The following is a 19,258-nucleotide window of genomic DNA, read 5'->3' on the forward strand; positions in this document are numbered from 1 at the left end:
TCCTCAGCTGGCGGTCACCGCACCGAGGCCGCGCAGCGCGCCGACGAGCGTGCGCATCACCGCCACGGACTCCTCGTGGCGCATCGACGGGCTCTCCACCTCCCCGGCGCGCACCGCCCGGTGGACCTCGCGGAGCTGGTGCCCGTAGCCCCGGCCCTCGATCGGGTGCTCGAACACCTCCGGGTCCCGGCCCGGGTTGACGAGGGTCAACGCGCTCGGGTTGAAGAAGGGGTCGGCGAGTTCGAGCCGGCCGGCCGTCCCGACCACCGACGCCCGCGCCGTCTGGTGCGCGAGCAGCGTGCAGCCCAGGGACGCGTACCTGCCGTCCGGGTAGCCCAGCAGCAGACCCGCCTCCGCGTCCACCCCGTTCGCGGCGAGGCTCCCCCGAACGGTGAGGTCGGTGGGTTCGCCCAGCACGAGGTGCGCGAACGACACGGGGTAGACCCCGAGGTCCAGCAGGGCACCGCCGCCCTGCGCCGGGTCCCACAGCCGGGCGGCCGGGTCGTAGGGCACGGCGAACCCGAAGTCCGCCCGCACCGAGCGGACGTCGCCGACCGCGCCGTCCGCGAGCAGCGCGCCGAGCCGGCGGATCAACGGGTTGAAGCGGGTCCACATCGCTTCCATGAGGAACAGCCCCCGGGCGCGGGCCAGCGAGGTCAGCTCCTCGGCCTCGGCCACCGTCACCGTGAAGGCCTTCTCGCACAGCACGTGCTTGCCAGCCAGCAGGGCGTCCCTGCTGATCTCGTGGTGTTGGCCGTGGGGCGTGGCGACGTAGACCACGTCCACGTCCGGGTCGTCGAGCAGCTCGCGGTAGTCGCCGTAGGCGCGTCGCACGCCGTGCCGGGCGGCGAACTCCTCCGCCCGCTCGAGGCGACGCGAGGAGACGGCGTGCGGGATCGCGTCCGGCAGCCGGGCCAGATCCTCCACGACGGTGCCGGCGATGCCACCCGTCGCGACGATCCCCCAGTTCAGCGGCCTGTCCGGTTCCACAGTCACGATCAGTGAGACTACGCGGGACTGTCACACGGGTGGGTGTGGACTGACCGGATTCCGCCGTCCTCTTCCGTCACTTCCGAGGTGGGGAGGGGCGGCCGGGTTCGGGTCGACGGCACCAGGGGACGGCCCGACACTGGGGGAACCCGGAGCGGGACACCCCGCCCGGAACGAGCCCGGAGTGAGAAGGACGGCGATCCGCATGCCGGACAGCACGCGGCCCCCGGTCCGCGCGGGACGGGAGTCGGGGTGACGCGCCGCGCGAGCGGCGACGAGGGCGCGCCCGGCGGCGGCCACGAGGACCACGCGGAACAGGCGGATCACGGCCACGCGGATCACGCCTCGGTCTTCCGCCGACGTTTCTGGGTCAGCCTCGTCCTCGCCGTCCCGGTGGTGCTGACCAGCCGGATGATCTCCGACTGGTTCGGCTACCCCGTCGCCGACCCGGTCGCGTGGGTGGCCCCCGTCCTGGGAACGGTGCTCTTCGGGTACGGCGGTTGGCCGTTCCTCGCCGGTGCCGCCACCGAGCTGCGGGCCCGGAGACCCGGGATGATGACGCTGGTCGCCCTGGCCATCTCCGTCGCGTTCGTCGCCAGCGCACTCACCACCCTCGGGTTCGGCGGGTGGGACCTGGACTTCTGGTGGGAGCTGGCGCTGCTGATCGTGATCATGCTCCTCGGGCACTGGCTGGAGATGCGGGCCCTGGGGCAGGCCAGCGGGGCGCTGGAGGCACTGGCCGAGCTGCTGCCCGACGAGGCGGAGTTGCTCGGCGACGACGGGGAGCCCCGCCCAGTCCCGCTCCCCGAGCTGCGGGTGGGGGACGTCGTCCTCGTCAGGTCCGGCGGGCGGGTCCCGGCCGACGGCACCGTCGTCGCGGGGAGCGCCGAGGTGGACGAGTCGATGGTGACCGGCGAGTCGCAGCCGGTCACCCGGGAGGAGGGAGACCCGGTCGTCGCGGGCACCGTCGCCACCGACTCCGCGTTGCGCGTCCACCTCACCGCCGTCGGCGACCAGACGACACTGGCCGGCATCCGCCGGCTCGTCGCCGAGGCGCAGAGCTCGAGTTCCCGGGCGCAGGCCCTGGCGGACCGCGCCGCGGCCGCCCTGTTCTACTTCGCGCTGGTGGTCGGCCTGCTGACCTTCGCCGTGTGGTCCCTCCTCGGCGAGACGACCTCGGGTGTGGAGCGCACCGTGACGGTGCTCGTCATCGCCTGCCCCCACGCGTTGGGGCTCGCGATCCCCCTCGTCGTCGCGATCTCCACCTCCCTGGCCGCCAGGGCCGGGATCCTGGTCACCAGTCGGCTCGCCCTCGAACGGATGCGGACCGTCGACACGGTCGTCCTCGACAAGACCGGGACCCTCACGACCGGACAGCCCTCCCTGGTGGGGGTGGAGGCCGTCGACGGTGACGCCGAACGCGTCCTGCTGCTCGCGGCGTCGGCCGAAGCCGAGTCGGAACACCCGCTGGCCCGCGCGCTGGTCGCCGCCGCGCGGGAGCGCGGCGAGCTCGAACCGGCCGCGGACTTCCGCTCCCTGACGGGTCGGGGCGTGACGGCACGCGTCGGAGGCGTCGACATCGCCGTCGGCGGCCCGGCCCTCCTCCGCCAGCTGGGACTCCGCGTGCCCGAGCGGCTCGAACCCGCCACCGGGAGGTGGGCCGAGCGGGGCGCGGCCGTGCTCCACGTCGTGCGGGACGGTGAGGTGGTCGGGGCGGTCGGGCTCGCCGACACCGTGCGCCCGGAGTCCACCGAGGCCGTGCGCGGGCTCCGCGCCGAAGGGCTCGCCGTGCTCATGATCACCGGGGACGCGCGGCACGTCGCGGAGGCCGTGGGGCGCGAGGTGGGTGTCGACGAGGTCATCGCGGAGGTGCTGCCCGAGGACAAGGACGCCGCCATCACCCGGCTCCGGGACGAAGGGCACCGGGTCGTGATGGTGGGCGACGGGGTGAACGACGCCCCCGCCCTGGCCAGGGCGGACGTCGGGATCGCGATCGGTGCCGGCACGGATGTGGCGATCGAGTCGGCCGGCGTGGTCCTGGCCTCCGACGACCCGCGCGGTGTGCTGGCCGTCCGGCGGCTCTCGGCCGCCACCTACCGCAAGATGTGGCAGAACCTCGCGTGGGCGACTGGTTACAACCTGGTCTCGGTTCCCCTCGCCGCCGGCGTGCTCGCCCCCGTCGGTTTCGTGCTGCCCCCGGCCGTCGGGGCGGTCGTGATGAGCCTGTCCACCATCGTCGTGGCCCTGAACGCACAGCTCCTGCGCCGCGTCCGACTACGCCCGTCCGGGTGAGCGGGTGGGGTTGGGAGCGTCGACGGTGTTGGCCCACGGCCAGCCGGGCGCGGTGGCCCCCTTCAGTAGGATCCCGGGCGGATGGAACCACCATCGTGCGCGTTCCCCACCGCCCGGCCGCCGACGGTCCTCCCCCTCCCACCGGTCGGGCACCGTCCTGCGGCGCAGGCCGGTCACCGCGCGCCCCGTCCCTGCTGACACGACGAGGAACCCTGACCATGACTGTGAGGCCGTGGACCAAGGCCGCGCTGCTCGCGGCGGTGACCGCCGCGGCGCTGGCCGGCTGCACCTCCCACGAGATCAACAGCGATCCCGAGCCAGCCGGCCCCCAGTTGGAGTTCACCTCCGAACCGTCCTACACGGAGGAGGACATCGCGCTCGCCCACGACATGGTCGCCCACTACGAGCGCACCGTCGCCCTGTTCGATGCCCGAGGCGAGGAGAACGCGCGCCTCACCTCGCCGGCGCTGCGGGAGTACGCGGACCGCACGGCCATCGAGCACACCCGGCTGAAGGACCGCTTCGTCGGCTTCTCCTACATGACGGGCCAGTGGCCACCCCTCGAACCGCTGGACGACCCGCCCGCGTTGCCCGGTGACGAGGAACTGTCCCCGGCGGAGCAGGTGGTGGAGACCGAGCCCGAGGCCGACCCGTCCGACGCCGAGGGGGAGGGTGAGGGGCCCGAGGAGAGCCCGTGGCCGAGGGTCCAGCGGCTGGAACAGCTCCAGGGCCCGGAGTTCGACCGGTTCTGGCGGGACTCGCTCGTGGCCAGCCACGAGATCGCGTTGGAGAAGGCCCGGATCATGCTCGACGAGGCTCCCGCCCGGGAGCTGCGGGAACTCGCGCAGCGGGTGCTCGACCGGAACCCGGGAGAGATCGAGGAGCTCCGCGCGCTCCCGCTGTGAGCCGCTCCCGAACACGCACACCGCCGGCCCGTCGTCCACTCTGGACGGCGGGCCTGCGGCGTTCCGGGGGTTCGCTCCTCGGGTTCGCCGCCGGCCACCGGCTGGCCGCGTGACCCGGGGGCGCTCGCCTTCGCGGGCACACCCGGGCGCGGGCACCACCCGGCGCGGCGACGGCGCGGGGCACCGGCTCCCACCACCCGGGCGAGCCCCGCCTTCCGCCGACTCCACGGCACTCCGCCCGCACTGCCTGTCCGGGTACTCCCCCGACGGACACGCCGCGGACCCCGGGTTTTCCCACGGTGAACCGATAGCCTGGGGCGGATGAACGGGTGGAGGAGCGCGCACGGCCGGTGGCTGGTCCTGCTCGTCCTGCTCGTCGGCCTCGTCGGCGCCCACCACGTGGTGGGCCGCGCAACACCGACCGCCCCGTCCCCGGTGGCCGTGTCCTCGTCCTCGCCGGCCCCGCCGCAGTGGGCGGTCGGGTCCGATGCCTGCTCGTCGTGCGCCGGGACACCCGTGGTGGCCGAGGACTCCCTGTTCCACGTCTGCGTCGCGGTGGTGCTGGCCCTCGCGCTGGCCGCCCTGGCCCGCCGCCCCCGCCCCCTCGTCGAACTCCGCCCCACCCGCCGGCACCGGGAACGCCGCCGGCGACTCCCCGAGGTCACCCGCGCCCCCCGCGTCGCGTTACGGCTCGCCGGGCTGGGGCTGCTGCGGCTGTGACGGTCGCGCCGTGGCCGCCAGCCGCGGCGTCGTCGCGTCCACCCGTCTCAGCCACTCCCGAGGAGAACGCCCGTGACCACCCGTTTCCCGCTCCGCCTCGTCCTCACCTCGGCCGCCGCCGCCGTCGGCCTCGCCCTCACCGGCTGTTCCGACGGCGGCCAGGACACCGGTTCCGGCACCACCGGTGGGGACACCGCCCCCAACGCCGCCGACATCGAGTTCGCGCGGGACATGGTCCCCCACCAACGGCAGGCACTGGAGATGGCGGATCTGGCGCCTGAGCACACCGAGAACGCCGAGATCCAGGAACTCGCCGACCGGATCGAGGGCACCCAGCGGCCCGAGCTGGACCAGCTGACCTCCTGGCTGGAGGAATGGGACGAGGAGGTCCCCGAGGACGGTGCCGGCGGGGACGGGAGCACGTCACCGTCCGCGTCCGCCGTGCCGCCCCACGGACTGCTGTCCGAGGACGAACTCGGTCGACTCGCCGAGGCCGAGGGGGACGAGTTCGACCAGCTCTGGCTGTCGATGATGCTCATCAACCACCAGGGCGGGGTGGACCTCGCCCAGGCCGTGCTCGACGAGGGGGAGTCCCCGGAGGTCGCCGAGCTGGCCGAGCGTGTCCTGAACACCCAACAGGCCGAGATCGACGAGATGCAGACCCTGCTGCCGCAGGGCTAGCCGCCGAGGTGACCGGCACGGGCGGACCCGGGCGGTGTCCTCCGGGCACCGCCGGTCCCCGGCCGCCCGGTCATCTCGGGGCGTTGGCCACCAGCAGGTCGGTGACGGACGCCTGGTTGAGGATGTGGGCGCACCAGGCGAAGTGGCCGTCCGCTCCGGACGACGAGTAGGCGGTGGCACCGGTGACCGCGTAGGCGGCCAGGTAGGTGAGGAGCAGCTCGACGGGGTAGCCCAGCTCCGCGTGGACCGCGTCGACGAGCCGCTCCCGCTTCACCCCGGCGTCCGGCCCGTACATGTCGTGGAACCCGGCGGCGGTGGCGGCGTCGAAGGCGTTGTCGCCGGCGGTGGAGACGAAACCCCAGTCCAGCAGCGCGGTCACCGCTCCTGCCTGGTCCACGAGGATGTTCTCCGGGCAGATGTCCCCGTGCACCACGGCGGGCCGCGCCACCCGGACCCTGTCCAGCAGGACGAGGAGCCCGTCGATCTTGCGGTCGAGCTCGTCGACCGTCGAACCCAGCGGCCCGCCGGCGGGCCCCGCCGGGGCGCGACGACGCACCAGCGCCGCGAGCGCCTCTCCCCACGACCGGTGTCCCGCCCACAGGGGACGCGGTTCCCCGAACACCGGTAGCGCCCGGCTGGCCGGGCCGGCCACCGTCGACGCCAGTGCGGACACCACCTCGACGGTGATCTCCACCGCCCGCTCGCCGGTCACCTCGCCCCGGGTGACGATGTCGGCCAGGGACGTCCCGGGCAGGTGCCGTTCCAGGCTGAGCACGACACCGTCGACCTCCCGGACCTCCTCGACGTACGGGGTGGCGAAGGGAAGCCCCTGGTCGGCGAGTTCCCGGGAGAACGCCACGAGGGGGGAGAGCTGTTCCGGGGTCCTGGCTCGCCACACCTTCGCCACCAGGTCGTCGGTGAGGCGCCAGACCTCCCCCTCCATCCCCCCGGCGAGCCGCTCCGCGCCCGGGTGGCCGAGACGGGCCAACAGGTGGGGGACGTCGGTGGCAGGCGGAGTCATCCGTTCCTTGTACCAACGGCGTCACCCTCAGCGCCACCGGTTTCCCCCGCCCGGTGGCCCGTCCGCGCACCCGAGGTGACCCGCGTCGGTGCGTGTCGTCGGCCCGGACCCGACCCGGCCCGGGGCAGTGGCCGTCGCCGATGTCCCGGCCCGGTCCGGCGCGCGGGACCGGGGCCGCCGGGCTACGTCCCGACGCCGCCCAGGACGGCGTCCTCTGCGGCGTAGTCGGCGAACCCGTCCCCGTACAACCGGACGATCTCGGGGAAGGCCTCCCGCCACCCCCTGCCCTCAAGCGCTTCGGTCAACCAGCGCACCGCCGGGCGCACCGTGTCCTCATAGGTGGTGACCGGCCGGTAGGACAGCTCGCGTTCGGCCGCGCCGAGGTCCAACACCACGTCGTGGGGGACCGACCACGGGGTGGCACCGACACCGCCGCCCAACGGCGGCCCGTCCAACAGGAGGAGTTCCGGTGCGTGGCCGGCCGCCTGGCACACCCACCGCACGATGTCGAGGACGGAGGGGGGATGCGGATCGCCGGCGTTGAGCACCCTGCTCCCGGGACGGGCGGCGGCGAGCCGGACGAGTTCGGCGAGGTTCCGGGCGCTGGCGGTGTGGAACACGCCTGCTCCCCGGTGGGCCAGCGCGACGACAGGACGACGGTCGACCGCGCGGAGCAGGGGCCACAGCTCGCGGGGAGCGGTCGAGCCGGGACCGTGCACGGCACCGGGCCGCAACACGGTGACCGGCAGCGCGTCGCAGCGCAGTACCACGCGTTCCAGCGCCGCCTTCCGCGCCGCGTAGCCGGAGTCGCCCGGTGCGACCGTCCGGTGGTCCTCCCGGAGGGGGACCGGGAAACGGGGGAAGTCGGTCAGCCCGCCGGACAGGCTCCGGCCGGCCTCGTCGACGTAGACGGCCGCGCTCGACACCACCACGGCCGAACCGACCAGGTCCGCCAGGGCGCACAGCTCCCGGCCGTGCGCCTCGTCGTAGGCGATGGTGTCCACCAGCACGTCGGCGCCGCCCTGAGCGGCGAGGGCGGCGCGGAGTGCGCCGGGCTCGTCCCGGTCCAGCAGGGTTCGGCGCACCCCCAGCTCGGCCCAGGTCGAGGGCACGGGACGGCGACCCCTGTCGACGGTCCGCACCTCCCACCCGGTGCGGACCAGACCGAGCACCACCGCTCGTCCGATCTGGCCGGAACTGCCGAGGACGACGGCTCGTTTCGCCATGCCGAGAAGCCTAGGGGCCGGCGCGGTTCCGTGTGCACGGCTGTTCACGGCGGGTGAACACCTGGGGGAGACCGGTGCCGGAACGGCTCCCCTCCCCGGGCTCTCCCGGCGTCGGTTCCCCCGCGTGCGGCCCGCCGCACCGGGCGACTTCCGGTCCCGTGCCGAGACCAGGCCCGTGGCCCCCGCTCCGAACCGACCGGGAGCCTCGGTCCGCTGACCTAGGCTGACCGCATGAACCCGACGCCCGCGTCCGCCAACCACAGCCAGCCAACCCCGGTCGACCTCGTCGTCTCCGGCGGTGTCGTGCTCACCCTGGACGCCGAGGACACGGTCCTGCCCGCCGGCGCCGTCGCCCTCGGCGAGGGCCGGGTGGTGGAGGTGGGGGAGGCCGCCGCCGTGCGGGCCAGGTACCCGGACGCGCCGGTGCTCGACGCGACGGGCTCGGTGGTCTTACCGGGTCTGGTGAACACCCACACCCACCTGGCGATGTCCCTGTTGCGGGGCACCGCCGACGACGTCGACCTCCAGGGCTTCCTCGCCAGGGTGATCCCGCTGGAGCAGCGCCTGCTCACGACCGACAACGTCGCCGCCGGGGTGCTGCTCGCGCTCGCCGAGTCGCTGCGGGGCGGCACCACCACCGCCCTGGACATGTACTGGTTCCACCAGGCCGCCGCCGGTGTCGCCCGGCGCGCGGGTTTCCGCCTGCTCGCCGGTCCGACCTTCATGGACGTGCCGGACCTGCCCGACGGGATCAGTGACTTCGGTGAACGGCTCCGCCTCGCCGACGCCGAGCTCGCCGGCCGGGAACCGGACGCGCTCGGCCGGCCGAGCGTCTTCGCGCACAGCACCTACACCCTGGACGAGGCGCAGCTGCGGTCGGTCGGGGCGCTGGCGAGGGAACACGGGGCACTGCTCCACGTGCACGCGGCGGAGAACCAGACCGAGGTGGACACCGTCCTCGACCGGACGGGGAGGCGGCCCGTCGAGCTGTTGGCGGATCTGGGCCTGCTCGGTCCGGACACGGTGTTGGCCCACGCCGTCTGGCTGACGGACACCGAACTGGACCTGGTCGCCGACTCGGGGGCGTCGGTGGCGCACTGCCCGGTGTCCAACGCGAAGCTCGCCGCCGGGATCGCGAGGGTGCCCGACCTCGTCGCCCGAGGCGTGCCCGTGGGGCTGGGCACCGACGGTTCCGCCTGCGCGACGGGCCTGAACCTGTTCGACGTGATGCGGTACGGCGCGCTCCTGCACAGCGTCCACACCGGGGACCCGTCGGCGGTGGGGGCGCGGTCGGTACTGCGGATGGCCACGGCGGGCGGTGCCCGGGCCCTGGGGTTGCAGGACCGGTTGGGCTCGTTGGAGCCCGGGAAGTTGGCCGACCTGGTCGTCGTGCGCACCGACCGGCCGCACACCCGGCCAGAGCACGACCCGTACTCCACCGTCGTCTACGCGGCGACGGCCGCCGACGTGCGGCACACGGTGGTCGGCGGCGAGGTCCTGGTCCGGGATGGCCACCTCGTCGGGATCGGTGACGAGGAGGTCGACGAGGCGGTCGCCCGCTGGGGGCGCCACGCCTCCTCGGCGACGGGCTGAGCGCGCGACCCCCGGGACCGTCACCCACCCGCGGTGGGGTGGGGAGTGCCCCGGCGGGAGCACCCGAGGGAACGGCGTGCCCGGCGGGGCACGCCGAACCGGCCGGCATCGGCCCGGCGACGCTCCCCGCTCGCCGCGACCACGCGGTGATGGACGGTAGTCGTTCGGATACCTTGTGTGATCAATGACGGGCCGCTACCAACATGGTGGTGGTCGTGGTCAGGTCCGAACGGAGGCCGCCCATGAGTGAGACAGCGCCCGGACGCATCACGGAACTGCCGCTGCACATCCGACGGCACGAGTTCGCCCCCGCTCTGGAGATGCGGGAGATCCGCGAGCGGGACGGGATCGAGCTCGTCCACACGCCTTTCGGGTTCGACGCCTGGATGGTCACCCGGCACCGGGACGTCCGCGAGGTCCTGTCGGACCCCACCCGGTTCAGCAACACCCAGCACGTCCTCAACAGCGCGGGCAGGTCGGGTATCTCCGACACGGCGACCCAGCGGGTCCTGGAGGGCAACCTGCTGGCCGCGGACCCGCCCGACCACACGCGGTTGCGGCGGATGCTGACCGGGGCGTTCACCGCCCGCCGCATCCGGCTCCTGGAACCCCGGGTCCGGGACATCGTCGCCGATCACCTGGACGCGATGGAGCGTGGTGGTTCGCCGGCGGACCTGGTCAGCGACTTCGCGTTGCCGGTTCCCTCGTTGGTCATCTGCGAGTTGCTGGGTGTGCCCTATGCCGACCGGGACGCGTTCCAGGAGCGCAGCGGTCAGTTGCTGGACGTGTCGAGCACGCCGGAGGAGCGGGTGCGGGTCCAGTTGGAGTCGCGGGAGTACATGCGGGAACTGGTGTTGCGGGCTCGGCGTGAGCCGGGTGAGGACCTGTTGGGCATGTTGGTGCGTGAGCACGGTGAGGACGTGGGTACCGGGGAGCTGGCCGGTATCGCTGATCTGTTGCTCATCGCCGGGCACGAGACGACGTCGAACATGCTGGGGTTGGGGACGTTGGCGTTGTTGCGGCATCCCGAGCAGTTGGCGATCATGCGGGACGATCCGGGGGCGGTGGACGCGGCGGTCGAGGAGCTGCTGCGGTGGTTGAGCATCGTCCACACCGGAACCCTCAAGGCGGTCATCGCCGACACCGAGCTGGGCGGGGCGCGCCTTCGCGCCGGTGACGTCCTCTTCTGCGGTCTGCCCATGGCCAACCGCGATCCCGAGGTGATCGACGACCCGGACCGGCTGGACGTCACCCGGGGTGGCCTGGGGCACTTGGCTTTCGGTCATGGTGTGCACCACTGCCTGGGGGCGCCGTTGGCCCGGATGGAGATGCGGGTCGCGTTCCCCGCGCTGCTGCGGCGGTTCCCCACCCTGCGGGAGGTCCCGGGCGGGGCGGAGTTCCGGTCGTTCAACGCCGTCTACGGGCTGGCCTCGCTGCCGGTCGACTGGTGAGTCCCCTTTCCGGGTCCGTGGCCGTCCGCGTCCGTCCCCGGACTCGCGCGACGTGACCGGCCGCCGTGCCGGGTGAGCGTCCCCGCCGGTTGGCGCGTTCGACCGGCACCACCGCTGGCGGGGACGTGCTCGCGCGGGGGCGCCCCGACGCTCGGCGTCGCGGGGGACCGTGGCGAATCTGGTCGTGGTGCGTCCGCTCGCGCACCCGGCCCGAGCGCGCCTCGCGTCTTGCACGTGGTCCACGCGGGGAGGGCTGCCGCCGTGCGGGTACGAGGTGTCGGTGGCGAGGTCCCGGGCGGGAGCCACCGGGTCGGCATCCGTGAGGGGGAGGCGGACGGAGTGGTCGCGCGCCGGCGGCGAGGCGTCCTCGCCGCGGGTGAGCGGAGCCCCGCGATCGTCACCCCACCACGTGGTGAGGGGAGTGCGCGGGTAGGAGCCCGGTGCAGGGGGGCTTCGCTCCTCGCCGGCCTTCTCCGTGCGCACGCGGTGATTTTTCGTGTCCGTTCGGATACCTTGAGTAATATGTGATAGACCGCTATCAGTACGGTGGTGGTCGGGGACACGCCCGAACGGAGGCCGCACGTGAGTGAGACAGCGCCCGGACGTATCACCGAATTACCGCTGCACATGCGGAGGCAGGAGTTCGCCCCCGCCCCGGAGGTGCGGGAGATCCGCGAGCGGGACGGGATCGAGCTCGTCCACACCCCTTTCGGGTTCGACGCGTGGATGGTCACCCGGCACCGGGACGTCCGGGAGGTCCTGTCGGACCCCGCTCGGTTCAGCAACACCCGCCAGGTGCTCAGCGGGGCGAGCCGGCGAGGCGTCACCGACGCGGAGATCCAGCGGGTCCTGGAGGGCAACCTGCTGGCCGCGGACCCGCCCGACCACACGCGGTTGCGGCGGATGCTGACCGGGGCGTTCACCGCCCGCCGCATCCGGCTCCTGGAACCCCGGGTCCGGGACATCGTCGCCGATCACCTGGACGCGATGGAGCGTGGTGGTTCGCCGGCGGACCTGGTCAGCGACTTCGCGTTGCCGGTTCCCTCGTTGGTCATCTGCGAGTTGCTGGGTGTGCCCTATGCCGACCGGGACGCGTTCCAGGAGCGCAGCGGTCAGTTGCTGGACGTGTCGAGCACGCCGGAGGAGCGGGTGCGGGTCCAGTTGGAGTCGCGGGAGTACATGCGGGAACTGGTGTTGCGGGCTCGGCGTGAGCCGGGTGAGGACCTGTTGGGCATGTTGGTGCGTGAGCACGGTGAGGACGTGGGTACCGGGGAGCTGGCCGGTATCGCTGATCTGTTGCTCATCGCCGGGCACGAGACGACGTCGAACATGCTGGGGTTGGGGACGTTGGCGTTGTTGCGGCATCCCGAGCAGTTGGCGATCATGCGGGACGATCCGGGGGCGGTGGACGCGGCGGTCGAGGAGCTGCTGCGGTGGTTGAGCATCGTCCACACCGGAACCCTCAAGGCGGTGACCGAGGACACCGAGCTCGCCGGCACCCCGCTCCGCGCCGGCGATGTCGTGCTCTGCGGCCTGCCCACCGCCAACCGGGACCCCGAGGTGATCGATGATCCGGATCGGCTGGATCTCACCCGGGGTGCGCTGGGGCACTTGGCTTTCGGTCATGGTGTGCACCACTGCCTGGGGGCGCCGTTGGCCCGGATGGAGATGCGGGTCGCGTTCCCCGCGCTGCTGCGGCGGTTCCCCACCCTGCGGGAGGTCCCGGGCGGGGCGGAGTTCCGGTCGTTCAACGCCGTCTACGGGCTCGCCAGGTTCCCCGTCACCTGGTGAACCCGTGACCCCCCGGGGCGGGACGACCTCCAAGCCGACCGGGACCGCCGTCGGTCCGCCACGCCCCTGACGGGCGGAACCGGCGACCGGCCCGGGTGACCGTGCTCGCCGAGCGGCACGCCCTGCGACATCCGTCCTGTTGAATGCGCTGATGCGCGAGACACCCCGACGCGCCGACGCTCGGCGCAACAGGGAGAGGATCTCCAGGGCCGCCCTCGCGGCCTTCTCCGAACTGCCGGCCGGCGGGCCCACCGACCTCCGACTGGAGGACGTGGCCGCCAGGGCCGGCGTCGGCGTCGCCACCGTGTACCGGCTCTTCGGCGGGCGCGGGGGACTGGTCCGCGCCGCGTTCCGGGTCCTCCTCGCCGACGAGGTCTGGCCGCTCGCGGCGGTCGCGGCGACCGCCTCCAACCCCGGCCCGGCCCTGAGGGCGGCGATCGTCGAGGCGGTCGAACGACTCGTCGCCCGCCCCGCGCTGGTCCACGCCGCCCGCGACCGAGGGGCCATCGACCTCGACCTGGTCGAGAACCACCTGGGTGACCTGCGCGCGGTGCTGGTGGCGGCGCAGCACGCCGGGGAGGTACGACCGGACGCGGTCCTCCGCGACCTCGCCGCGATCCTGGTGATGACGCTGGCGACCGCGCACGACCAGGACGGCGCCGGAGTGGACCGTGCCCGCTCCCTCGCCCTGCTCCTCGACGGTCTCCGTCCCGGAGGCACCGCGCTACCCACCCCGGAGGGGACACCGCAGGGTGCCGCCGACCCGCCCGCCAGCGCACTCGGAACGGGCCGTCCCGGCCAGGCGGGGTGACCGTCACGGCCCCTGAGCCGCGCTTCCGCCCGCCGGGGTCACGGGCGGACGGGCCCGAGCGGCGGGAGCGGACGGCCGAAGCCGCCCGCCGGGTGCAGGAACACCGGCAACGCCGCGTGCCCGCTCACCAGGAACGTCCCGAGCGGCGGGAGCGCCGCCGCCGGCTGGGCCAGCGCGATGCCGGGAAACCTGTCGAACAACGCGGACACCGCGAGCTCCGCTTCCATCCTGGCCAGCGGAGCACCCACGCAGAAGTGGGCACCGTGCCCGAACGACAGGTGCCCGCGACGGCTGGGGCGGAGCACGTCGAACACGTCGGGACGATCCCCGTGCTGGTCGGGGTCACGGCCCGCTCCGCCGTAGGACACCATGATCGCGTCCCCCTCCGGGATGACGGTGCCCCCCACGTCCAGGTCGGTCACCGCGTACCGCAACAGCACGTGCGGCACCGGTGGTGCCCACCGCAACGCCTCCTCCACCGCATCCGACCACGACGCGACCCCCACCCGCACCAACTCCCGCTGCTCGGGGTGGGTCAACAGCGCCAGCACCAGGTTGTGCACCAGGTTGAGCGTCGTCTCGAACCCGGCGCCGAGCATCAACAACAGGGTGTCGTGCAGCTCCTCGTCACTGAGGGGCTGGTCGCCCTCGGCCGGCGCGCCGTGCAGCAGGGTGCTGGTGAGGTCGTCGGCGGGTTCGCGGCGCTTCTCCTCGACCATCTCCCGCAACAACACGTCGAGCCGCGCGCGGTCCCGCGCGGCGTGCTCGGATGACACCGTCGTCTGGAAGAGGTTGTCCACGCACTCCCGCAACGTGGTCCACCCCGCACGGCGCAGGCCGAAGAGCTGGGCGATCACGGAGATCGGCAGCGGGCTGGCCAGTTCCGCGCGCAGGTCCACCACCTCGGAGGCGGGTTTGGCGGCCAGGCGCACGATCAGGTCCGCCGTGACCTGCTCCACCCGAGGGCGCAGCGCCTGGACCCGACGGGGCAGGAAGGCCGCGCTGACGATCCGCCGCAGCCGCCCGTGCTCGGGGCCGTAGGCGGTGAACATGTTCCGCAGCGACACGAAGTTGGCCAGCGGCCAGTCCCGGGGCACTCGACCTTCCCGCCAGTCCCGCCAGTGCTGGTGCGGGTCCTTGGAGACACGGGGGTCGGCCAACAGGGCACGCACGTGCTCGTGACCGGTCACGGACCAGGCCCGTACCGCACCGGGCAGGACGACCGGGACCGCCGGGCCCCGGCCCCGCAGCTTCTCGATCTCCGCGTACACGTCCCGCCCGGTCGGATCGAGCGTGACAGCGTCGAGGTGCTGACCCATGTGGTCTCCAGAGGACTCTCGGGGGATGACCTGCCCGGCCACACCAGCCGAACAGGTGACACCGAGTGTGATGCCCCGAGAACTCCTTGTGAAGGCTCTGTCAGGGTGTTGGCGGCCAGCGGCGGTCCGATGTGTCCTGCCACCTCCGCCGCGCTTCCGCTTGTCCCCGCACCGGAACCGCCGGCTCGTCGCCCCTCGGCGGTTCGCCGCGCGGGTCCGAGCCTGACCGTTGACGGACGACCAGGCCGGCCTCAGCCCACCCGATCAAGGACGCCGGACGAGTGCACTACAGTCCATCAAGTGATTGATGGAAACAGTGGGCGGGCGGGTGAGGTCGTCCGGGCCGCGTTCCGCGTGGTCGCCGACGTCGGCTTCGAGGGACTCCGGCTGCGCCGCGTCGCCGCCGACGTCGGCCTCGACCAGTCGACCCTGCACCACTACTTCGCGACCAAGGACGCGCTCATCGGAGCCGTCGCCGAGTACACGACCAGCCGGCTGGCCACCACCGCGCCGCCGTGGGACCTCGAACCGCCCGCCGCGCTCATCGCACACCTCGACGCCCTGCTGGCGATGATGCGCACGGAACCGGAACTGCTCACGGTCAGCGCCGAACTCGACCTGCGAGGCCGCCGCGACCCCGAGGTGCGGCGCGAGGTGGAACGGCACGAGGCCGGGTGGCGGCAGGCCCTGTCCGCCCTCCTCACCGACCTGCCCCGCGCCGGTCTTCCCGTGGCGGAGGCCGTCGAACTGGTGATCGCCGCGGTCAAGGGCGTTCGGCTCACCCCCGAACTCGCCCCCGCCGTCCTCGACCCCCTGGCCACGCTGCTCACCGCGCCACCCGCTCCCGAAGGAGGGAACAGGTCATGAACGCACCCCACGTCCTGGTCATCGGCGGTGGCATCGGTGGCCTCTGCCTGGCGCAGGGGCTCCGCGCGGCCGGCGTCCCGGTCACCGTCCACGAACGCGACACCCACCCGGCCGGCCGGTGGGAGGGGTACCGCATCCACATCGACCCGGCGGGAGCGAGATCACTCCGCGCCTGCCTCCCGGACAGGCTGTGGCGGGCCTTCCTCGACCTGGCCGCACCGGGCGGGGACTTCGGTTTCCTCACCGAGCGGCTCACCGAACTCCTCGTCGTCGAGGAGGAGATCTCCCACCCCCGGGCCGACGACCCGGCCGAAGGGCACTACGCCGTCGACCGCCGCGCGCTGCGGCGACTCCTGCTCGCCGGCATCGAGGACGTCGTCCACTTCGGCGCCGAGTTCGAGCGGTACGAGGTCACCGACGACGGCCGCGTCGTCGCCCACTTCGCCGACGGCTCTTCGGCCACCGGAGACCTCCTCGTGGGCGCGGACGGCACCGGCTCCCGGGTGCGTCGGCAGTACCTGCCGCACGGGGAACCGGTGGCCGCCGGAGTCGTCGGGCTCGCCAACAAGCTGGTGCTCACCGACGGCCGGGGGTGGGTGCCCGGCCGGTTCCGGCAGGGGATGAACCTGGTGACCGGGGACGGCCCCTACTCGCTGTTCACCGCCGCCTACCAGCCGCCCCCCGGCGCGGAGCGGGTCCTCGCCGAGGTCACCGGGCGGACGCCGCCACCGATCGACCAGCCCTACCTGCTGACCGCGTTGGTGTCCGCCCCCGACCACCTGCCCCCCGACATCGGGGACTTCGGGCCGGACCGCCTGCGCGAGGTCGCGGCCGGACTCGTCGCCGACTGGCACCCGGTGGTCCGCCGCATGATCGACGAGTCCGAGGACGACAGCCGGGGCGTCAGCGTCTTCCGGGTGGCGCCGCAGCTACCGCCCTGGCCATCCAGCCGGGTGACCCTGCTCGGCGACGCCATCCACGCCGTCCCCGCCACCGGCGGCCTCGGCGGCAACGCCGCGCTGCGGGACGCCCGCCGCCTGACCCAGCTGCTGGCCACGACGAGCGGCGACGGGATCCTCGACTCCGTCCGCACCTACGAACGGGACCTCCGCGAACACGGCTACGCGGCCGTGCGGGACGCGCTCGCGGTGCGGGACCAGATGGTCGCGGGCGGAACCCTGGACACCATCGTCAGCCGCACCTGGATGCGGCTCTGCCGGTACGTCACCCCGCTGCGGCGGCACTCCTTCGGGTCCTCCGATGCCGACGTCAGCCACCCCCGGCCCTGGGAACTCGCCTCGCCGGCGTGAACCCGACGAGGAGGCAGTCGGAGGAGGGCCGTCCACGGTCGGTGGCGGTGATCCACCGCGGGACCCGCCACTGACCGGACCGCTGGTCCGCCCGCTGCCCCGACCCGGGTGTGTACGCACCCGCCTCGGGATTCCCTGTGGAAGGTGGCCGATGGTTGGCGTACCTGGATGGGAGTGCGTCGTCGAACGCTCGTGGCGGGCACCCCGTCCGCTGAGGACGCTAGTCTCGTGGTCATGCGCGGTGCTGGCGACCCACTGAGCATCGGGGAACGAGTGGCCTTCTACCGGCGCCGGCGGGGCCTCGCCCAGGTGGCCCCGGCGGGCATGATGGGCCGATCCGAGGACTGGTTGAGCAAGATCGAGCGTGGGGTCCGAGTGCATGGTCGATGCGCAGTCGGATCGCCGGGTGGATGTTGAGGGTCATGAGTTCCTCGGGAAGCCCAGAGTACCTCCTTGCTCTCACTGCTGGTCCGCAAGCTCCCAGACACCGGGTCGGCAAGGAAGCGGATGGAGAATTCCTGACGAACCTGCCGTCGCTGCTGTAGGAGACTACGTGGTTGGGGTCCGTACAGATTCCGGTAACCGCCCTGGGGACTACGGTGATTCCGGTTTCCTCCTCGACTTCCCTGACGACGGTCTGGGAGATGGTTTCACCGATACCCTGTGTTTCGCCGGGGATGGCGTACAGGTCGTTGTCGGTCCGACGAATAATCAAAAAGTGCCCTGACCAGTTGCGAACTACTGCCGTCACGGCGGGTGCGATGCTGTTCGCCCCGGGGCCGGATTCGTCGTAGTAGTAGTCCCGTCCGGCCCCTTGCGTTCCCTTCGTCCGTGCTCGTTTCTCGTGGGCTGCGCCGACCATGATCTCGGGCGCGAACGTCGTCTCCGAATCCGGGTTAACGGCGGGCAACCTGGGCAGGCAGTGCCGCGCCGGGCAGGCGCCTCGACCGAAGCGGCCGTGCGGTCGAGTGGGGGATGGCGGTTCGAGATCGATCACTCAGTTGGGGCCGACAGCTGAAGTGCCTCGAATATGGGTTGTGCGGCTGGGTCTCCGGGGTAGAGTTCACGTGCCTGCCGCATGGCCTCCTGGGCGAGCATGGCGAACGGCAGTTGAGATCGACGAGTTTCCTGCTTCGCTTCCTCGATCCACGGTAGTGCTGATTCGATATCCCCGGTTCGCAGTGCGGAGATGCCGAGGGTGAATCTGGCTTCGGTCGCGCGCATGGGGCTTTTCTCGGTTCCGTCAGATGCTCGGGACAGGTGAATGACTTCGTGCGCGTGCTCCGTCGCCCTTCGATCATCGCCCACCAGGCGGTAGCAGTCCATCGCGTAGAAGTCCCACTTGGTCGGGTCGATGACGAAATGGTTCTCGGGTCGGCTTGGGTGATCGTGCCGGGTGAGAAGGCGGTACCCCCCGTCCAGGGTTCGATGTACGCGATCCCGCTGCCCCATCCGGGCATGGGCCTTCGCCGATTGCGCGGCAAGCTGCACGACGACCGAAGAATGGGGAGCTGCTGCGGTGCCGGCCTCCGCGTACTGGGCGACGGAGCGTAGGCGTCCCTGCGTGAGCGCGAACCATGCGCTCAACTCGAAGGTCCATCCCACGATCTCGGCGTGTCCGGATTCCTTGCCTATCTGTAGGGCGGCAAGGCGGCTGAGTTCGGCTTGTCTGATGTTGCCGAGATCGTATTCCAGGCAACCAAGGAGCAGGGTGAGCCACCCAGCGTTGACCAGGATGTCCCGATGTTCCCTGAGCGTCGTGGGGCGTTCGAGCAGTTGGGCGCTGTACTCCAACCACTGCATGGTCTCACGGTGCAGTTCACGGGCGCCCCGCCAGGCGTACTCGCAACAGAGCTGCTCGGTGACGAGTTGCATCTGCTCCAGCGTCTTGCTACCGACATCGGTGTTGTGAAGGCGTCGCACGACGTCGCTCAGTCCCCAGGGGCGGCCCGGAGCCGACGGAGCCGTGGGAGGAAGGACCGCACGGCCCGTCGCGCGGGCAGCGGCGGCCAGGGAGCCGTCGGCGCCCAGGATCGTGTCCAGGCGATCGATCATGCCTTCGTCGGGAAGACTTTTGGAGTTCTCGCAACGGCTGACCTGGCTTTGGCTCCAGTGCGCGGCTTTCGCGAGCTCTCCCTGGCTGAGACCAGCACGCCGCCGAAGCCGCGCGAGTTCTCCTGCGAACCGTTCCATGCTGGCACCTCCCGTACCTGGCTATGCGCATCGCATGCGCCGGGTACGCATTCGGTCGACTGTGGTGCTGCTGAGGCCGATTCTAGCT

Annotated in this window: 16 protein-coding genes; 10 read left to right on the forward strand and 6 right to left on the reverse strand. The window is 72.5% G+C overall.

Annotation, left to right across the window (positions count from 1 at the left end; genetic code table 11):
* Nucleotides 1–3: 3 nt before the first annotated feature.
* Complete coding sequence (locus tag G443_RS24605) at nucleotides 4–996, reverse strand: Gfo/Idh/MocA family protein (protein WP_245588915.1); 993 nt, start codon at nucleotides 994–996, stop codon at nucleotides 4–6.
* A gap of 246 nt (nucleotides 997–1,242) precedes the next feature.
* Here G443_RS24605 and G443_RS24610 point away from each other — a divergent pair, with 246 nt between their 5' ends.
* The 4 genes from G443_RS24610 to G443_RS24625 all read left to right on the forward strand — a co-directional run bounded on the left by G443_RS24610 (nucleotide 1,243) and on the right by G443_RS24625 (nucleotide 5,588).
* Nucleotides 1,243–3,282 (forward strand): heavy metal translocating P-type ATPase, encoded by a 2,040-nt coding sequence (locus G443_RS24610; protein WP_016699845.1) that lies wholly within the window; start codon nucleotides 1,243–1,245, stop codon nucleotides 3,280–3,282.
* Between the two features lie 218 nt (nucleotides 3,283–3,500).
* Nucleotides 3,501–4,187 carry a DUF305 domain-containing protein gene (locus tag G443_RS24615; protein ID WP_081715640.1) on the forward strand — a complete coding sequence of 229 codons (687 nt, stop codon included), beginning with the start codon at nucleotides 3,501–3,503 and terminating at the stop codon, nucleotides 4,185–4,187.
* A 321-nt stretch (nucleotides 4,188–4,508) separates the two neighbouring features.
* A complete protein-coding gene (locus G443_RS24620; RefSeq protein ID WP_026420141.1) occupies nucleotides 4,509–4,907 on the forward strand; it encodes a DUF6153 family protein in 399 nt (132 codons plus the stop codon).
* A 72-nt stretch (nucleotides 4,908–4,979) separates the two neighbouring features.
* On the forward strand, nucleotides 4,980–5,588 hold the full coding sequence (locus G443_RS24625; protein WP_026420142.1) for a DUF305 domain-containing protein: 609 nt from the start codon (nucleotides 4,980–4,982) through the stop codon (nucleotides 5,586–5,588).
* 70 nt (nucleotides 5,589–5,658) lie between these two features.
* Here the strand turns inward: G443_RS24625 and G443_RS24630 are convergent, their stop codons facing one another.
* Both G443_RS24630 and G443_RS24635 read right to left on the reverse strand, forming a co-directional pair.
* Nucleotides 5,659–6,609 (reverse strand): phosphotransferase family protein, encoded by a 951-nt coding sequence (locus tag G443_RS24630; protein ID WP_035292770.1) that lies wholly within the window; start codon nucleotides 6,607–6,609, stop codon nucleotides 5,659–5,661.
* Between the two features lie 182 nt (nucleotides 6,610–6,791).
* Nucleotides 6,792–7,835 (reverse strand): NAD-dependent epimerase/dehydratase family protein, encoded by a 1,044-nt coding sequence (locus G443_RS24635; RefSeq protein WP_016696948.1) that lies wholly within the window; start codon nucleotides 7,833–7,835, stop codon nucleotides 6,792–6,794.
* Nucleotides 7,836–8,066: 231 nt separating this feature from the next.
* On the opposite strand from G443_RS24635, the gene G443_RS24640 reads away from it, so the two are divergent.
* From G443_RS24640 to G443_RS24655, 4 genes are all read left to right on the forward strand, one after another.
* Nucleotides 8,067–9,428, forward strand: coding sequence for an amidohydrolase family protein (locus G443_RS24640; protein ID WP_026420144.1), 1,362 nt, complete (start codon nucleotides 8,067–8,069; stop codon nucleotides 9,426–9,428).
* Between the two features lie 242 nt (nucleotides 9,429–9,670).
* Nucleotides 9,671–10,879 (forward strand): cytochrome P450, encoded by a 1,209-nt coding sequence (locus G443_RS24645; protein WP_103057127.1) that lies wholly within the window; start codon nucleotides 9,671–9,673, stop codon nucleotides 10,877–10,879.
* A gap of 582 nt (nucleotides 10,880–11,461) precedes the next feature.
* Nucleotides 11,462–12,670, forward strand: coding sequence for a cytochrome P450 (locus G443_RS24650; protein WP_103056465.1), 1,209 nt, complete (start codon nucleotides 11,462–11,464; stop codon nucleotides 12,668–12,670).
* 151 nt (nucleotides 12,671–12,821) lie between these two features.
* The gene (locus tag G443_RS24655) at nucleotides 12,822–13,481 is read left to right on the forward strand and encodes a TetR/AcrR family transcriptional regulator (protein ID WP_051314071.1); all 660 of its coding nucleotides are present in this window, start codon (nucleotides 12,822–12,824) and stop codon (nucleotides 13,479–13,481) included.
* A gap of 38 nt (nucleotides 13,482–13,519) precedes the next feature.
* Here the strand turns inward: G443_RS24655 and G443_RS24660 are convergent, their stop codons facing one another.
* Nucleotides 13,520–14,800, reverse strand: coding sequence for a cytochrome P450 family protein (locus G443_RS24660; protein ID WP_051314070.1), 1,281 nt, complete (start codon nucleotides 14,798–14,800; stop codon nucleotides 13,520–13,522).
* Between the two features lie 300 nt (nucleotides 14,801–15,100).
* On the opposite strand from G443_RS24660, the gene G443_RS24665 reads away from it, so the two are divergent.
* A complete protein-coding gene (locus G443_RS24665) occupies nucleotides 15,101–15,667 on the forward strand; it encodes a TetR/AcrR family transcriptional regulator (RefSeq protein ID WP_162147315.1) in 567 nt (188 codons plus the stop codon).
* On the forward strand, nucleotides 15,664–16,977 hold the full coding sequence (locus tag G443_RS24670) for an FAD-dependent oxidoreductase (protein WP_051314069.1): 1,314 nt from the start codon (nucleotides 15,664–15,666) through the stop codon (nucleotides 16,975–16,977). Before G443_RS24665 ends, G443_RS24670 begins: the two co-directional genes overlap by 4 nt.
* A gap of 232 nt (nucleotides 16,978–17,209) precedes the next feature.
* Here the strand turns inward: G443_RS24670 and G443_RS24680 are convergent, their stop codons facing one another.
* Together G443_RS24680 and G443_RS24685 are read right to left on the reverse strand one after the other, a co-directional pair.
* Nucleotides 17,210–17,839: an NUDIX hydrolase gene (locus G443_RS24680; RefSeq protein ID WP_372493024.1), complete on the reverse strand. Its 630-nt coding sequence runs from the start codon at nucleotides 17,837–17,839 to the stop codon at nucleotides 17,210–17,212.
* A 131-nt stretch (nucleotides 17,840–17,970) separates the two neighbouring features.
* On the reverse strand, nucleotides 17,971–19,170 hold the full coding sequence (locus G443_RS24685) for a helix-turn-helix domain-containing protein (RefSeq protein WP_026419212.1): 1,200 nt from the start codon (nucleotides 19,168–19,170) through the stop codon (nucleotides 17,971–17,973).
* Nucleotides 19,171–19,258: the final 88 nt, after the last annotated feature.

This window comes from Actinoalloteichus caeruleus DSM 43889 (genome assembly GCF_000429185.2).
Taxonomy (GTDB): Bacteria; Actinomycetota; Actinomycetes; order Mycobacteriales; family Pseudonocardiaceae; genus Actinoalloteichus_B; species Actinoalloteichus_B caeruleus.

Bases quoted from the DNA above. Each gene is read 5' to 3' on its own strand.
- G443_RS24660 (WP_051314070.1), bottom strand. From the start codon at position 14,800: ATGGGTCAGCACCTCGACGCTGTCACGCTCGATCCGACCGGGCGGGAC.
- G443_RS24640 (WP_026420144.1), top strand. From the start codon at position 8,067: ATGAACCCGACGCCCGCGTCCGCCAACCACAGCCAGCCAACCCCGGTC.
- G443_RS24685 (WP_026419212.1), bottom strand. From the start codon at position 19,170: ATGGAACGGTTCGCAGGAGAACTCGCGCGGCTTCGGCGGCGTGCTGGT.
- G443_RS24630 (WP_035292770.1), bottom strand. From the start codon at position 6,609: ATGACTCCGCCTGCCACCGACGTCCCCCACCTGTTGGCCCGTCTCGGC.
- G443_RS24680 (WP_372493024.1), bottom strand. From the start codon at position 17,839: ATGGTCGGCGCAGCCCACGAGAAACGAGCACGGACGAAGGGAACGCAA.
- G443_RS24655 (WP_051314071.1), top strand. From the start codon at position 12,822: ATGCGCGAGACACCCCGACGCGCCGACGCTCGGCGCAACAGGGAGAGG.
- G443_RS24635 (WP_016696948.1), bottom strand. From the start codon at position 7,835: ATGGCGAAACGAGCCGTCGTCCTCGGCAGTTCCGGCCAGATCGGACGA.
- G443_RS24615 (WP_081715640.1), top strand. From the start codon at position 3,501: ATGACTGTGAGGCCGTGGACCAAGGCCGCGCTGCTCGCGGCGGTGACC.
- G443_RS24645 (WP_103057127.1), top strand. From the start codon at position 9,671: ATGAGTGAGACAGCGCCCGGACGCATCACGGAACTGCCGCTGCACATC.
- G443_RS24670 (WP_051314069.1), top strand. From the start codon at position 15,664: ATGAACGCACCCCACGTCCTGGTCATCGGCGGTGGCATCGGTGGCCTC.
- G443_RS24620 (WP_026420141.1), top strand. From the start codon at position 4,509: ATGAACGGGTGGAGGAGCGCGCACGGCCGGTGGCTGGTCCTGCTCGTC.